Here is a 15,565-nt window from a genome sequence, read left to right as displayed (position 1 = left end):
ACGAGCGTACGACGGCGTTTTCGCCGGCGAAAGGACAGGTAGGTCCCGCGGATCTAGGCCTCGGACTCGTCGGAGTCCTCGTCTTTGTCGGAGTCTTTGTCGGAGTCTTTGTCGGACTCGTTGTCGGACTCTTTTGCGTCGGACTCGTCGAGCTTGTCGGCGAACTTCGTCAAGAGGCCGGCCAGCTTCCTGGCCTCATCTGCTTCCAACGAATCTTCGAACACCAGGTCTTCGTCGTCAGAGATGCGCTCAAGGCAAACCGCGTTGCTCTTGATACTGACGTCCCAACGGCTTCCCTCTTGATCAGCCATTCGTTCCCGCCTTCGACTAGTGACTTGCTCGCGAACCTGACGCCCGCAATGTGGACGTTGGTTACCCAGTTCTGGCGACAGTGAACGGATGTGCCCGCCTGGACTTTGCCGGCAGTTGGGTTACCGACGCCGCGGAGGATCGCCGCGAGTTTGTTTCTGCGACTGGGATGGCACGATCTCGCGGAAGGGCCGCGCTCCCGGGTCAGTGAACAACCACCGACGTTGCGGGTGAGAACAACACCAACTGGGATGCGCGACTGGTCAATCAACGAAGTTGGGGAGCTTGAGCCCATCCGCCGAGCCCGAACTGGTTGCAGAAAAATGACTTTCGGCCCTGGCGTGCCAACAGACCGTGCAGGTGAGCTGTACTACGCGTGGACCATCGCTTCGATCTCGACCGCGAGCATTCGGACCCTGAAAACAGCTGCTGGAGGAATGCGCATGAGTCGTTCTTACGATGCCATCACCATCGGGTCGGGTCTCGGCGGGCTTACCGCGGCCGCGCTGTACGCGAGGGCCGGGCACAAGGTACTGGTCCTTGAACGCAATGCCGAGTTGGGCGGGGCGGCAACGACCTATCGGCACGGGATGCTCAACATCGAAGCTTCGCTGCACGAGACGGTGGACCCGCAGGATCCGCACGACCCAAAGGCCCGTGTTCTGCGGGCGCTCGGCGTCCTCGACGACCTCGACTTTGTGCCCATCGGCGCGTTTTACGAAGTCCGCGGGCGATTGTTCGATCCACCTTTCGTCCTGCCGCACGGCTTCGATGCCGCCGAAGCGGCGCTAGCCGCCAGGTTCCCCCACCAGCGGTCGGCCTTCCGCCGGTACTTCCAGCGACTGCGGGCCGTCCAGGACGCGACAGCGATGGTCGGTGAGGAGCACGACAGCCTGTGGTGGTTCATGCACGCGCCGGTGGTCCCCCTCAAGTTATGGCCGCTCCTGCGAGACGCCCGGCTAAGCCTCTCAGAGGTGTTCGACGACATATTCGGCGACGACGAGGGGCCGAAGCTGGCGCTGGCGGCGAACCTTGGCTACTACACTGATGACGCCGACCGGCTGTGGTGGCTGTTCTACGCCGTCGCGCAAGGAAGCTATCTTGCCAGCGGCGGCACGTACATCAAGGGCGGCTCGGCGACACTGAGCCGAAAGCTCGCCGAAGTGGTCGAGACCGAGGGCGGCGAAGCGCGCACGGGCCGTACGGCCACCGAAATCATCCTCGACGATGCAGGCCACGTGACCGCTGTCGCCCACACCGCGGCACACGGCGCCGACCGCGTCGTCGACAGCACACCAGTCGTCTTCGGCAACGCCGCCCCGACCGTACTCGCCGAAGCCCTCCCACCGGAAGCACGAAAGTCGTTCGCTGCCCCATACGAGGGACGGCGCCCGTCGATCTCATTATTTTCAATTGCCTTGGGGCTCAACGTGTCACCCCGCGAGCTGGGCTTCACCCAATACTCGACAGTGCTGATCCCGGAGTGGATGGAATCGCTGACGGACTATGCACGCGGGGCTGAACTCCTGGCTGACGCGCCCGGAACCCGCATGCCCGCGATAGGCATCGTCGATTACGGCGCCGTCGACAGCGGGCTGAATCCGGCAGGCCAGCACCTTGTCTCCGTCGTCGGCGTGGACAGTGTCGCCAATTGGGAGGACCTGAGTGACCAGGCGTGCCGGGCCAAGCGCGAGCAGTGGCTCGATGCGATCGTGACCGAGATCGACAGGTACTTCCCCGGTTTCGCCGGTGCGGTCGTGCAACGCGAAATGGCTACTGCCGCAACGATGCACCGCTATCTCAATACTCCCGGCGGGTCGATATACGGTTTCGCACCAGAGCCGCCCAGGACCTTTCGCGCTCTGCGCTCGTACCGAAATGTCGCCACAGCCGTACCTGGGTTGTGGCTTGCCTCGAGCTACGGCGGCACCGGAGGATTCACCGGAGCCATGATGACAGGGATGCTGGCTGCGCAGGCCGCCCTGAAGTCACGACGCAGTGACCCAGTGAGCCATTGACGATCACTGTTGCGTTGCATCGAAGCCGATATTCCGCTGGGCTCAAGCTGAGAGGGGAGCCGGGTGGTATCTGAACAGCGCACCGCTGTGATCCTCGGTGCCGTCAACCGGGCGGTGACCGGCGCACACATTTAGGATCGGAGCGTGGAGCTGCGTCAGCTAGAGGCTTTCGTGGCAGTCGCCACCGAGTTGCACTTCGGCCGTGCTGCTCAAAAGCTGCACGTGGGCCAACCGACGGTAAGCGAACTTGTGCAGCGTTTGGAGCGTGAGATGGGCGCGCCGTTGTTGACGCGCACCACTCGGCGGGTCGCTGTGACAAGCGCGGGAAACGAGTTGCTCGGTCGTGCCAAGGTCATCCTGGACGAGGTCGCAGCTGCCGCCGCGGCGGTGCGCCGGTTGACACAAGGCGACGCCGGCACCGTGCGCCTGGGTATCACGCCGACGGTTGCGCCGGTGCTTGCACCCCACCTTGCTACCGCCCTACAAGCCGATGTGCCCGAGGTCGAACTCGACGTTCGACGGATGTGGTTGACCGACCTCGATCGCGCTGTCGCTGAGGGCAGAGTCGATGTCGCGATCACCTGCGGTCTGGTGCCGGACCGTCCCGGAGTCGTAGGAGAGGTGTTCTGCGGCGAGCGCTTGCTGGTGGGATTGCGGGCCGATCACCGCCTTGCTACTCGCGATGCGGTCGCACTGGCCGACTTGGCGGGTGAGACGCTCGGCATTCACAGCGAGACACTTTTCCCGGCGTGGGCGCTGGCGCAGCGACAGGCCCTTGAGGCCGCCGTCGTATCACCACCCACCGTTGAACTCGCCGATTTCGATTTATCTGCTGGTCGATGGACAACGCAACCCGACGTCGGCTGGATTCTCAAGACTGCATCCATCGTCGGGGCGGAGGTGACCGACACCATTCGGCCGGTGATTCCGAGCCAATTCGTGCCATACACCTTGCAATGGAACCCTGCTCGGGCCCCGACCGCCGCGATCAGCCGATTTGTGCACTTGGCGCTCACCACGGATGTGCCCTCAGGCTGGGTCACCCAGCCTGACCACTTGCGGCACGACCCTGCCTGAAGGGCTGCTACCCCGCCTGACCATCAAGGCGTGCATAGGCGAGGGGTTTTACGATCTCCTTTTCGGGAGAGGTCCTGCCCCGCGATCGACCGATGATTCCCTCGGTCCACGCCCGCCGCTCGGTGTAGAGCGCACGCTCGTCCTGCAAGCGCTTGCCCTTTTCGGCGCCTTTCCCGTGGGCGCCGTTGGGCGCCATTGGCGGCATGCCCATCCCGCCCCCGCCCAACGCGGCGCCAGCGCCCGGGACCCCACGGCCCAGGCCTGGGTAACCGTTCGTCGCCGGTGCTGGCGACGGTTCCTGGCTGAATGACGATGTCAACGGCCTTAACGGTGGCACAACGCCGATTCCTCCACCTCCCAACGACGCTGGTTTGACCCCCGAACCGGTCAGTGGGTGTGAACCTGACCCGACGGCGGGGACCGGCGGCCCCGCTGCGGCACCGGCCAACTTCGACTCGTCGGGCATCGACGGCATTCCGAGGCCTGGCAGGGTAGGCATGCCGGTCAGGCCCCCGAGGCTGTCGTCGCCGGGAAGGTCAAGCGGTAGGTCCTCGAGCTGTCCGTCACCGAAGATCTCGCTTTTGAGATCGAAATCAGACACCGAGGCGGTCGGGAACATACCGGGATTCACTGGCGGTAAAGGTAACGATGCATTGGCAACATAAAGCTTTAACGCTCCCTCGGACTGCTTCTGCATTCTTGCATACCACGCGATCGCATAGTGCAGACTCTCTGGATCAGCTTCGACATAGAACTTGTACCAATAATCGCAATTCGATACGTCAATGGGTCCGGGATGCTGTTCAGGAATAAGATAGTTTCCGTCGGAATCCTCATCCGCCGAACCGCTGTCGGACCGCAGCTTTTTCTGAGCGTCAACAACGCCGATTGCCTGCTTACTTAGCGTGGCGCACAATTGCACCATTGAATATATCCAGGCTCGCTGTTGCTCGAAATTTTGTTCAACAGCCGTCCGGGCGTCACCTTCCCAGCAAGTGAACGGGCGGAACCGGTAGGCCTCTTCCTGGAATGTTCGCTGAAAGTTGTCCCAGTCATGGGCGAATGCCCCGAACGCCGCTCCCTGGTCGCCGTCTTCGATATCCATCGTCGCCTGTCTGACCTCGTAGTAAGGGTAGTCGAAGGGCGCAGGTGGTGGCGGTGGCGGCGGCGGAGACCAACCTGAATCGCCCTCCGGGTCGTCGTAGGCGCACAGCCGGCCATTTCCGCCCGATCCGCCACCTTCGCCGTTGATGGAATCCGCGGCGACTTCGTCGGCCTCTTGATAAGCCCTGGCCGCCTTTCTCAGGGATTTGGCCAGCGATTTCCATTCCCTCTCGCAACCATTTAAATACAGGCGCATCGACTCGGCGGACAGCGCTAGTTGGGCGGCAGCATCGTTCGCCAGCGAAAGGGCACATGGCGCAGCCGGATTGGTGGGCGGGATAGCCGGAAGGGGCTGCTCGAGTTCGTCGGCCCGGGCCATAAGCTCTTCGTATTCTACGTTCACCGTCTGGGACTGTGTCATGTCGGAATATCCCTCCTACCTTGGTGTGTTGTACTTAGGTTGCCAACCGACAGTGTTTGAAAAAATGGCCAATAGCGGATCACTCTGATCGGCGACGCCGATCAATCTCATCTACGAAGTGATTTGCAGTTGCCTGCACCCAGAGTTCACTTCCGGGGCTACCCCGGGATGTCCCGACGCCACTTTTTCGATGGCCGGAGTCGCGCGGCGCGAGGCTGGAGGGCAGTCAAGACCAGCCGGCAAGAGCCGACGGCGGCCTGCGAAAAGCGTTAGCGTCATCGGCGTGACCCTCAAAGACATCGCCTTGATCACCCTCGACGGCCTCCCGACCACGCTGGCCGAACTATCAGACGGCGCAACGCTGGTCGTGAACGTGGCCTCCAAATGCGGACTGACCCCGCAGTACACGGCGCTGGAGAAACTCGCCGAGGATTACGGCGGCCGCGGCCTGACGGTCGTCGGCGTCCCGTGCAACCAGTTCATGGGCCAGGAACCCGGCACGGCCGACGAGATCCAGGAGTTCTGCTCGACGACATACGGGGTGACGTTCCCACTGCTGGCAAAGACCGATGTCAACGGCGATCAGCGCCACCCGCTTTACGCCGAGCTGACCAAGGCCGCCGATGCCGACGGAGAGGCGGGCGACATCCAGTGGAACTTCGAGAAGTTCCTGATCTCCCCCGGCGGCGAGGTAGTCAAGCGGTTCCGGCCGCGCACGGAGCCCGACGCCCCCGAGGTCATCACCGCCATCGAGGCCGTGCTGCCCCGATAGGAAGCCGGGTCGAGTCATTCGGGGCCGATGATCCGAACCATGACAGTGGCCCCGGTCGCATACGGTCGCACGCCACCAAGTGACGCGGCAACCGATCTGCACCCACGGCAGCTGGCGCCTACGGAACTCGAGGCACCAAGAGGTGAGCGGCTTCGCTGCCACCGAGGTGTAAGACATGGCGGCCGCGATTGGGTGAATTGTCCTTGTGGTAAGGCGGCGCCTGGGCGATCGCCTTTCCTGAGACCGACAGTTGGAGACGTTCCCCTGCCGCGAAGAAGGTGCTGCTCGGGCTTAGCGCGATCGACAGGCGTATGCGCTCACCCACCGCGACCGGTGAACGCCGCGAGAGCGTTACGACGGGAAGCCAGGGAGTGGAACACTCCGCGTCGAGCTCGCGAGCTGATGCACAAATGCAACCGCGAGTGACGCTGTCGTCGTCGTTGCCGACTGAACCGTGAAAGGGGACCCGCCGCCCGTGGCGGTCCAGCTTGTCGACGACCGCGAAGATGACCGCGTCGGTGGGCGCAGGCCCTCGGTCCCCGGCACGCAATTCCAGGTCGAGATTTAGGGTCATGGGGCCGGTGATCTCGGTGTCCTCGGCGAAGACATGGCCAAAACGGCAGAGCCCGCTGGCGGCTTCCTGCTCGATCGAATGCGCGGCGGGCGCAGCTGCGGTCAGGGTGTACGTGCCGCCGTCAAGGTACAGGGTGGTCCATTGCGTTGCGGGCAACGGCCAGGCCTGTTCGTCTCGGACGGCGTGGATAACATCGCGGCTGGAGCGGACCTCCAGGCGCACAGGCGCGCGAGATTGAAACCCGTTGTCGCCGTGACCCTTAACGAAGCTATCAAAAAATTGCAGGAGCAATGCCTTGACCTCGTCAGAATAGTAGGCGGTCCATTTGCCGGTGCGATGGGTATAAAGCCATTTGGGACCCGAGGCCCGCTGGAACGCCCGGAACGAGCCGTCGGTGTGCATGCCGTGGTCGGAGAACGAGCCGCATACCAGCATCGGTACCTCGATTCCCTCCAACGACGGCATCTTTTCGCGCCAGAAGTCGTCGATCACCGGGTGATCTGCTGCCCATTTCAGCGGTGGGCTCCCTTCCACGTCGAGGAAGTCTTGAGCATTGCCCGTCAGGCCTGGCTGAATCTCCATGAACCACCAGAAGCTTGGGAATCCGCTTTCCTTGACTCCGCCGGGAAGGATGACATCTCGCGCCGGATCAGTGAGTCCTTCCCAGGGCGAGATGGCTTTCAGACCTTCGGGCGCCCGGCCACCGCGGGCGGCGCATGCGGCGACGTAGTACTGGCTGATCGCCAGGAAACTGACCCCGGACAGGCCTATCCGTCCGCTGCACCACGGCTGCTCGGCAACCCACTCGACGGCATCGAAGTAGGCTGCAGCCTGGTCTCGACCGAACGCCGATGGTCGACCCTGGCTGCCGCCGTAGCCGGGAAGGTTGAGATTGACCACGGCGTACCCATTGCCCACCCAGAAATCGGGATCGGGTGACTCCCAGCTCGTCAGTTTGGAGAACCTTAGCCGCCCCACCTGCGATATCAACCGGTACTGCTTGGGCGGCCCCCCACCGAATGTGCGCCCCCAGCGCCGGGATATTGCGGTTGTCATAGGGATGCGCGCACATGATGACCGGAACCGCCTCGTCGCTCGCAAGCGCACGTTTGGACCGAAAGATATTCGCAGTCACCGTGTATCCGTCCTTGACCGGGATGGGCACCTCCCAGGCACAGTCGACGTCGGGCTCGGCATCCACCAGATCGACGCGCGGGTGCATCAGTTGGCCCGAACGCAGCGCACGCATTCCCATCGGTCCCATGGCTGCTGCCAGGTCGAGAAGTTCCCTCATTCGGACATTCCTCCTAGATCCCGAGGTCGATACCCGGTCAGCCATCTCGGTATTCAACAGTGTTGAATAGACACTAATGCCTGCTCAAGTAGAATTCAACAGCGATGAAAGATAATGGGGAGGCTGATCGCGGGCCGACGGCGTCTAGTCGAGAACGAATTCTTGCGGCCGCGCGCCACTACTTCTTCACCGAGGGCTACCAAGCGGTGAGCTTGCGTCGAATCGCCGGCGAGGCCGGCGTCGACGTCGCGCTCATTGCCTACTATTTCGGTTCAAAGCGGGGCCTGTTCTCGGCGGCGCTGTCCCTGCCCGCCAACCCGCTGGAACTGTTGCGCGACGCCCTAGACGGTGACGTGGACGCGCTTGCTGAACGCGTCCTTCGGCGCCTCCTAACCACTTGGGACCATCCGACCAGCGGCCCGCCTCTTCGGGCGCTCATGACCGCCGCGACCAGCCAGGAGAACTTCAATGTGCTCGTCAGCGAGGCGGCAAGCGCTGATATCTGTGATGCCGTGGCTTCCCGCCTCGGCGGCCCCGACGCGGAGGCCCGCGCCGCCGTTTTCACGACGCAAACGCTGGGGCTAGTTTTCAGTCGCTATGTGCTGCGGGTCGAACCGATCGCGTCGTGGCCGATGGACACCGTTGTCGCAGTCATTGCGCCTCGGTTGCAGCAAGTGCTGAGCGGACCATGGCTCACATCAGCGCCTTGACTCACGCCGTTCGTTCCCCACGATATCGTTAGCTTTGCGAATGTCCCCAAGAGTGGTCCCATCGGGCATCGGAATGCCCCCGGAGAAATCTCCGGGGGCCAATTCCACTAGTAGCGGGGACAGGATTCGAACCTGCGACCTCTGGGTTATGAGCCCAGCGAGCTACCGAGCTGCTCCACCCCGCGTCGGTAAATGCAAGGTTACCGAACCGGTGTCGAGCCGACCAAATCGCGGGCTCAGCGGGGGTTCAGCGACCTCAATGAGAAGGCGGGTTCAGGCCATATCGCTGCGCGATGTCGTCCATCCAGGCCGGCGATCCGTAGGTCAGCCCGTACTTGTCGGCGAGTTCGCCAAATTCCGGCAGCTCGTGCAACACAACTTCGCGTCGTCGGAGCGGAAGCCGATCTCACCGGCCAGCACGATCGAGTGCTCGTCCTCACGGGCGTGGCGGTGCGCGGCGGTGAGCAGGCCGACCTCGAAGGGGTGCTCGACGATGGAGACCACGCCGCCGTTGGCCTTGCGCTGCCATGCCAGATTCATCGCGCGTCCTGTTGCGGCCAGAGTGGTTGCGGCACTTCGATTCCGAACGGCTTGCCCCAGCCGTTTCGAGACGAAACCTCCTGTGCGGGCGGTGCTTCATTCCGTCGTTGAACGCAGCCAGGATGCGCCGCTTGAAATCCGGCCGCGGATGCGCCGCGGTGACCGCGTCCAGTGCCTCGGGCGAAAGCTCGTCGCGCTCGATGCCCAACACGTCAGTTTCGACACCGGCGGTCACCAGGGCGACTTCGGGAGCGAGGAACTCGGGGATGCCGGGAGTCGTGTGCAACGCGATGAGGACGGAACACCTTCGCGAGTGGTGGTGATCGTCGTCTACGACGGCGTGACGCTGTTGGATGTCGCGGGGGCGTGGCGGCAACGACGCGTCGCCTGGCGTCGATCTGCACCGGCTCGTTCGTCCTCGCGCAGGCCGGCCTGCTCAGCGGCCGGCGCGCCACCACGCACTGGCACGAGACACGGCGATTGGCCCGGGCCTTCCGGGATGTCACGGTCGAGCCGGACGCGATCTTCGTGCGCGACGGCGACGTCTACACCTCCGCGGGAGTGTCGTCGGGCATCGACCTGGCGCTCGCATTGGTTGAAATGGATTACGGGACAGAGCTTGTCCGTGACGTGGCCCGGTGGTTGGTCGTCCATCTCAAACGTGCGGGCGGCCAATCGCAATTCTCGGTGCTGGTCGAAGCCGATCCGCCGGCCGGCTCGCCGCTGCGCTCGGTCACCGATGCGATCGCGGCCGATCCCGCTCGTGACCACAGCGTGGCCAAGCTCGCGGCCAAGGCGTCATTGAGTCCCCGGCAGCTGACCCGGCTATTTCGGTCCGAGCTGGGAATGACGCCGGCGCGCTACGTCGAGCTGGTGCGGATCGACTTCGCCCGCGCCGGGCTCGAAGCCGGCCGAACTGTCACCGAGACCGCGCACCTCGCGGGTTTCGGCAGCGTCGAGACCCTGCGACGAGTATTCGTCAACCACTTGGGCATCAGCCCCAAGGCCTACCGGGATAGGTTCCGCACGGCCTGCGCGTGAAAGTAGGCGTGCGCCACAGCTGTCACATCAGCACCGCCGGCCCGGGACCACGTGTTCTTCATATGCGATAGCACCTGCGATATCGCTTCGGCGAACCGTCCGATGCCGTCTTTCTTGTGACGCCCGGGGACTGCGACGCGGCCGGGCTTAGGCGATCTACTTCGTGTTGTTGTACTTGGTGATCGCATCGTCCAGGCGTTGCAGCGCCGCTCCGTATCCGGCGAAATCGCCCTTCTTCTGCGCGTCGCGCGCGGCGTTGATCGCGGTCTGGATCTCTTGCAGGGCAGCGGCTTTCGCTGGCGACAGCGTCGTAGCCCCATCCGGGGCCGGGGGCACCGCCGTGGGCGGGCTGTTCGGGCCGGGCGCCACGGCCGGCGTCGGTGGGGTCGCGGGCGGGGTCGCCGGCGCACCCGAATCGGTGGGAACGATCCCCGTCGCCGCCGCGCCCGCACCTGGCCCGAACAACCCGGTGAGCGCGTCACCGACGGTCGGGCCGTAGCCGATCTTGTCGTTGTACATCATCGCCACCCGGATCAGGCGCGGGTACGACGAGGCGGCATCGCTGGCCCCCGGAGAGGCGTAGACGGGTTCGACGTACAGCAGTCCGCCCTGAGCAACCGGCAGGGTCAGCAAGTTGCCCCACCTGATTCGGTTCTGGTTGTCCCGCCCGATCACACCGAGGTCTTGGGACACCGCCGGGTCGGTGGTGATCGCGTTATTGGCCAGCTTCGGGCCGTTGACCTGACCGGGGATGGTCAGCACCGTGATCCTGCCGTACGTCGCGGGATCGGAGCTGGCGCTGATGTAGGCGGCTAGATAGTCGCGCTTGAATCTGTTCATCGCGCTAGTCAGCTGGTATGACGACGTATTGTCGTTCTTCGCAATGTTTTTCGCGACGATGTAATACGGCGGCTGATAGCTGCTGGCCGTCGGATTCGGGTCCAGCGGCACGTCCCAGAAGTCGGAGGTGGAGAAGAACGTCACCGGGTCGTTGACGTGATACTTCGCCAGCAGCATGCGCTGGACCTTGAACAGGTCCTCGGGATAACGCAGATGCTCGGCCAGTTCGGGGCTGATGTCACTCTTGGGTTTGACCGTGCCCGGGAAAACCTGCATCCAGGCCTTCAGCACCGGATCCTGCTCGTCCTGCTGGTAAAGCGTCACGGTCCCGTCGTACGCGTCGACCGTTGCCTTCACCGAATTACGGATGTAGGAGACCTGCTTGTCGGGCCCAAGCTTGTTGAACGCCACCTCGGTGGAGTCGGCGGTCGCGGACTCCAGTGACGTGAGTTCGGAGTACGGGTAGTTGTCCAGCGTGGTGTAACCGTCGATGATCCACACCAGGCGCTTGTTGACGATCGCCGGGTAGACCGCGCTGTCGGTGGTCAGCCACGGCGCCACCGCCTCCACCCGAGCAGCCGGATCACGATTGAACAGGATCTTGCTGTTAGAGCCGATCACGCTGGAAAACAAGAAGTTTCGCTCGGCGAACTTGGCGGCGAACACGCTTCGGGATAACCAGTCACCGATCGGGACGCCCCCGAGTCCGGTGTAGGTGTAATTCTTGGTCTCGGTGTTGGTCTCGTAGTCGTATTCGCGGTCGGCGCCGTTGCGTCCGACGATCGCGTAGTCGGCCGAGGTGTTGGAGATGACAGGTCCGAAGTAGATGCGCGGCTGGTCCAGCGGCGCCGGCCCGTCCGACACCACACTTCCATTGGCGCCGACGACGTTGGCGAGAAACTCTGGGTAGCCACCGTTTTGGTTGGGATCGTTGGCGATGCCGCGCACCGTGTTGGCCGGCGAGGCGATGAACCCGTTGCCGTGGGTGTAGACGGTGTGCCGGTTGATCCAGTCGCGCTGGTTGTCGATTAGCCTGTCCGGGTTGAGTTCTCGGGCCGCGACCACGTAATCGCGCAACGCGCCATTGCGGTCCAGGTAGCGGTCGATCGACAGCTGGTCGGGGAAGAAGTAGAAGTTCTTGCCCTGCTGGAACTGGGTGAACGCGGGGCTGATAATCGTCGGGTCGAGCAACCGGATGTTCGAGGTCGTCGCCCGGTCGGCCGCCACCTGCTGGGCGGTGGCCTGGCTGTCCCCGCTGTAGTTGCGATAGGTCACCTGGTCGGACGTCAGGCCATAGGCCTGGCGTGTCGCAGTGATGCTGCGGCCGATGTATTCGCTTTCCTTCTGCGCGGCATTGGGTCTCACGCTGATCTGCTCGACGATCAACGGCCAGCCGGCGCCCACGATCAACGACGACAGCAGCAGCAGGACCAGGCCGATCGCCGGAATGCGCAAGTCCTTCAGCACGATCGCCGAAAAGACCGCGGCGGCGCAAATCAGCGCGATCGCCATCAGGATCAGCTTGGCCGGCAACACGGCGTTGATGTCGGTATAGCCGGCACCGGTGAACGGCTTGCCGCCACGGGTGTGCGAGAGCAACTCGTAGCGGTCCAGCCAATAGGCAAAGGCTTTGAGCACGACCAGCGTGCCGATCAGGCTGACCAACTGGATCCGCGCCGAACGACTCAGGGCGCCGGTGCGGCCGGACAGCCGAATGCCGCCGAAGATGTAGTGCGCCAGCAGGTTCGCGATGAAAGCCAGGAACACCGACACGAACAGGTAGCTGAGCACCAGCCGATAGAACGGCAGCTCGAATGCGTAGAAGCCGAGGTCCTTGCCGAACTGCGGATCCCTGATCCCGAAGCTTTGGCCGTGCAAGAACAGCTGGATCCGCACCCAGTAGCTTTGCGCAATGATGCCGGCCAGCAGGCCGATCGCCGCCGGGATGCCCACGGCCACCAACCGCAACCGGGACATGACCACGGTGCGATACCGCGCCACCGGGTCGTTGTCGTTGCTCGGAACGAATACCGGACGGGTGCGGTAGGCCAGCCCTAGCCCGGCGAACACGATCCCGCCGACCAGCAGGCCGGCGACCAGGAACACCACGATGCGGGTCATCAGCACGGTGGTGAAAACGGAGCGATAGCCGAGCTCGCCGAACCACAACCAGTCGACGTAGGCGTCGATGAGGCGCGGGCCGGCAAGCAGCAGCGCGATCACACCGAGCGCGATCAAAATCAGAATCCGGCTGCGCCGAGTCAGCTTCGGCATCCTTGCGGTGGGCCGCATCCCCACTGGCTACGCTCCCTGATTAATGTGAGCTGGACGGTCACAACTGTACGCACCGCAGCACCCGCTATGGCGGGCTAGCAGCTCGGTGCCTGACCTCCTTGTTGGATCGCGTGCAGCGCATCCACGGCTTGTCCGAGCGTCTCGACCTTGATCAGGCGCAAACCGTGCGGATTGTCCGAGGTCGCCTCGTAGCAGTTCTTTGCCGGCACCAGGAACACCGTGGCGCCCGCTTCCTGGGCGGCGACCATCTTGTGGGTGATGCCGCCGATCTGGCCGACCTTGCCGTCGGAGGTGATCGTGCCGGTCCCCGCGATGAACGTCGAACCGGCCAGATCGCCGGTGGTGAGCTTGTCGACGACGGCCAGGCTGAACATCAGGCCGGCGGACGGTCCGCCCACATTGGCCAGGTTGAAGTCCACCGAGAACGGCGCCCACGGTGCATCGAGCACCGCGACACCCATGAAGCCGTAATCGCGGTCTTTGTTGGTGCCGAGGGTGATTTGCGCGACGCCGGCCGGTTCATTCTTGCGGCGGTAGTCGATCGTCACCGTCTGGCCGGGCTTGCTGGCCTTCAGCAGTCCGGTGAACTGCTCGACATTGACCACCGGGGTGCCGTTGACCGCGTCGATGGCGTCACCGGCCTTCAGCTTGCCCGTCGACGGACCGGGGTCGGTGACCGTCGCGACCGTGACGGCGGGGGCGAATTTCAGATAGCCCAGGGCGGCATAGGCGGCGCTGTCCTCGGAATCTTTGAAGTCGGCGGTGTTGGCCTTGTCGACGTCTTCACGGGACTTGCCGGGCGGGTAGATCAGGTCGCGCGGTACCAACTGCTCTTGTCCGGAGAACCACAACGTGAGCGCTTCGCCGAGGGTCAGCTCGTCGCGCTGGGACACCGTCGTCATATTGAGGTGACCGGTCGTCGGATGAGTCTGGGTGCCTTCGATCGCGACCACTTGCTTGCCGTCGACCTCACCGAGCGTGTCGAAAGTCGGGCCGGGGCCCAGCGAGACGAACGGCACCGTCACTACCGCGAGCAACACGCCGAAGACCAAGATCGGCACCAGCGCGACCATCAAGGTCAGAATCCGCCTGTTCACGCCGCTTACCCTAACCGGACACCGGGGCGACGCGTTCAGCTACAAGCGTGACGCCGGATGGCAACTCTTGATCCAGCGGTGGGTACCGTTGAGGTTATGGCTGACCTGCCTTTCGGCTTCTCCTCCGGAGAAGACCCCGAGCGCGACGAGCACGGGAAAAAGAATCCCGGTTCCGGCTCGGGCCCGTCAGACCCGCTCGGTGCGTTCGGCATGGGCGGCGACTTCAACATGGGTGACCTGGGGCAGATCTTCACGCAGCTCGGTCAGATGTTCAGCAGCGCCGGGGTGGGGCCGGCCGGCGGTGCCCCGTCGGGACCCGTCAACTACGACCTGGCCCGGCAGGTCGCGGCCAGCTCGATTGGCTTCGTCGCACCGATCCCGGCCACCACGAACTCGGCGATCGCCGATGCGGTACACCTCGCCGACACCTGGCTCGACGGCGTCACCGCGCTGCCCGCCGGCACCACCAAGTCGGTCGGCTGGAGTCCAAGCGATTGGGTGGACAACACCCTGGAGACCTGGAAGCGGCTGTGCGACCCGATGGCCCAACAGATCTCGACGGTGTGGGCGTCGTCGCTGCCCGAGGAGGCCAAGAGCATGGCCGGCCCACTGATGGCGATGATGTCGCAAATGGGCGGGATGGCGTTCGGCTCGCAGTTGGGCCAGGCGCTGGGCCGGTTGTCCCGCGAGGTGCTGACGTCGACCGACATCGGCTTGCCGCTGGGGCCGAAGGGCGTGGCGGCGATCATGCCCGGCGCCGTGGAAGCCTTCGCCGCCGGACTCGAGCAGCCGCGCGGCGAGATCATCACGTTCCTGGCCGCCCGGGAAGCGGCCCACCACCGGCTGTTCAGCCATGTTCCGTGGTTATCCAGCCAGCTGCTGGGCGCCATCGAGGCCTACGCGATGGGCATGAAGATCGACATGAGCGGGATCGAGGAGTTGGCACGGGACTTCAACCCCGCGTCGCTTTCGGATCCGACCGCGATCGAAAACCTGCTCGGCCAAGGCGTTTTCGAGCCGAAGGCCACGCCGGCGCAGACCCAGGCGCTGGAACGGCTGGAAACGCTCCTCGCGCTGATCGAGGGTTGGGTGCAGGTCGTGGTCACCGCCGCGCTGGGCGACCGTATTCCCGGCGCGGCCGCACTCAGCGAGACGCTGCGGCGACGGCGGGCCAGCGGCGGCCCGGCCGAGCAGACGTTTGCCACGCTGGTCGGCTTGGAGTTGCGGCCACGCAAGCTGCGGGAGGCCGCCGCGCTGTGGGAGCGCCTGACCGACGCCGCGGGCATGGATGTCCGCGATGGTGTCTGGCAACATCCCGACCTATTGCCGGGCGCCGAGGATCTCGACGAGCCCGCCGGCTTCATCGACCGGGTCATCGGTGGCGATACCAGCGGCATCGATGAAGCCATCGCCCGGCTGGAACAAGACGACCCCGGTTCTGCAGGCGGTCCGGTCACCGACTAAGCCGGCGTT

Annotated in this window: 11 protein-coding genes, 1 tRNA gene and 2 pseudogenes; 6 read left to right on the top strand and 8 right to left on the bottom strand. The window is 64.2% G+C overall.

Features of this window, described 5'->3' with window-relative positions:
- Positions 1-53 precede the first annotated feature (53 nt).
- Positions 54-311: a hypothetical protein gene (locus MJO58_RS06795; RefSeq protein ID WP_239722373.1), complete on the bottom strand. Its 258-nt coding sequence runs from the start codon at positions 309-311 to the stop codon at positions 54-56.
- Positions 312-752: 441 nt separating this feature from the next.
- Between MJO58_RS06795 and MJO58_RS06790 the strand changes: the two genes are divergently transcribed.
- Positions 753-2,327: a phytoene desaturase family protein gene (locus tag MJO58_RS06790; protein ID WP_090600820.1), complete on the top strand. Its 1,575-nt coding sequence runs from the start codon at positions 753-755 to the stop codon at positions 2,325-2,327.
- A 144-nt stretch (positions 2,328-2,471) separates the two neighbouring features.
- Complete coding sequence (locus MJO58_RS06785) at positions 2,472-3,404, top strand: LysR family transcriptional regulator (protein WP_239722372.1); 933 nt, start codon at positions 2,472-2,474, stop codon at positions 3,402-3,404.
- A gap of 7 nt (positions 3,405-3,411) precedes the next feature.
- Here the strand turns inward: MJO58_RS06785 and espB are convergent, their stop codons facing one another.
- A complete protein-coding gene (espB, locus tag MJO58_RS06780) occupies positions 3,412-4,929 on the bottom strand; it encodes an EspB family ESX-1 secretion system-associated protein (RefSeq protein ID WP_239722371.1) in 1,518 nt (505 codons plus the stop codon).
- A 283-nt stretch (positions 4,930-5,212) separates the two neighbouring features.
- Here espB and MJO58_RS06775 point away from each other — a divergent pair, with 283 nt between their 5' ends.
- The gene (locus tag MJO58_RS06775) at positions 5,213-5,701 is read left to right on the top strand and encodes a glutathione peroxidase (RefSeq protein WP_090600817.1); all 489 of its coding nucleotides are present in this window, start codon (positions 5,213-5,215) and stop codon (positions 5,699-5,701) included.
- Positions 5,702-5,819: 118 nt separating this feature from the next.
- Here MJO58_RS06775 and MJO58_RS06770 read toward each other — a convergent pair whose 3' ends face one another.
- The gene (locus MJO58_RS06770; RefSeq protein ID WP_259608747.1) at positions 5,820-7,331 is read right to left on the bottom strand and encodes a CocE/NonD family hydrolase; all 1,512 of its coding nucleotides are present in this window, start codon (positions 7,329-7,331) and stop codon (positions 5,820-5,822) included.
- 342 nt (positions 7,332-7,673) lie between these two features.
- Here MJO58_RS06770 and MJO58_RS06765 point away from each other — a divergent pair, with 342 nt between their 5' ends.
- Positions 7,674-8,279, top strand: a complete 606-nt coding sequence (locus MJO58_RS06765; RefSeq protein WP_239722369.1) for a TetR/AcrR family transcriptional regulator — start codon at positions 7,674-7,676, stop codon at positions 8,277-8,279.
- A gap of 111 nt (positions 8,280-8,390) precedes the next feature.
- On the opposite strand, the gene MJO58_RS06760 is transcribed toward MJO58_RS06765, so the two are convergent.
- The 3 genes and pseudogenes from MJO58_RS06760 to MJO58_RS06750 form a co-directional block, all read right to left on the bottom strand.
- Positions 8,391-8,464: transfer RNA gene (locus MJO58_RS06760), tRNA-Met, on the bottom strand.
- 139 nt (positions 8,465-8,603) lie between these two features.
- Positions 8,604-8,819 carry a hypothetical protein gene (locus MJO58_RS06755; protein WP_239723489.1) on the bottom strand — a complete coding sequence of 72 codons (216 nt, stop codon included), beginning with the start codon at positions 8,817-8,819 and terminating at the stop codon, positions 8,604-8,606.
- A 73-nt stretch (positions 8,820-8,892) separates the two neighbouring features.
- A pseudogene (locus tag MJO58_RS06750) lies at positions 8,893-9,111 on the bottom strand (HD domain-containing protein); the annotation flags it as partial.
- A 74-nt stretch (positions 9,112-9,185) separates the two neighbouring features.
- Here MJO58_RS06750 and MJO58_RS06745 point away from each other — a divergent pair.
- A pseudogene (locus tag MJO58_RS06745) lies at positions 9,186-9,860 on the top strand (GlxA family transcriptional regulator); the annotation flags it as partial.
- Between the two features lie 156 nt (positions 9,861-10,016).
- Here MJO58_RS06745 and MJO58_RS06740 read toward each other — a convergent pair.
- A complete protein-coding gene (locus MJO58_RS06740) occupies positions 10,017-12,998 on the bottom strand; it encodes a UPF0182 family protein (protein ID WP_239722368.1) in 2,982 nt (993 codons plus the stop codon).
- A 71-nt stretch (positions 12,999-13,069) separates the two neighbouring features.
- The gene (locus tag MJO58_RS06735) at positions 13,070-14,092 is read right to left on the bottom strand and encodes a YlbL family protein (protein ID WP_239722367.1); all 1,023 of its coding nucleotides are present in this window, start codon (positions 14,090-14,092) and stop codon (positions 13,070-13,072) included.
- A 78-nt stretch (positions 14,093-14,170) separates the two neighbouring features.
- Here MJO58_RS06735 and MJO58_RS06730 point away from each other — a divergent pair, with 78 nt between their 5' ends.
- The gene (locus MJO58_RS06730) at positions 14,171-15,556 is read left to right on the top strand and encodes a zinc-dependent metalloprotease (protein ID WP_090600813.1); all 1,386 of its coding nucleotides are present in this window, start codon (positions 14,171-14,173) and stop codon (positions 15,554-15,556) included.
- The last annotated feature ends 9 nt before the right edge of the window (positions 15,557-15,565 follow it).

The sequence above is a fragment of the Mycobacterium lentiflavum genome, from assembly GCF_022374895.2.
Taxonomy (GTDB): domain Bacteria; phylum Actinomycetota; class Actinomycetes; order Mycobacteriales; family Mycobacteriaceae; genus Mycobacterium; species Mycobacterium lentiflavum.
The sequence above is the reverse complement of the archived record's forward strand: the minus strand, read 5'-3'. Positions and strand labels throughout refer to the sequence as shown.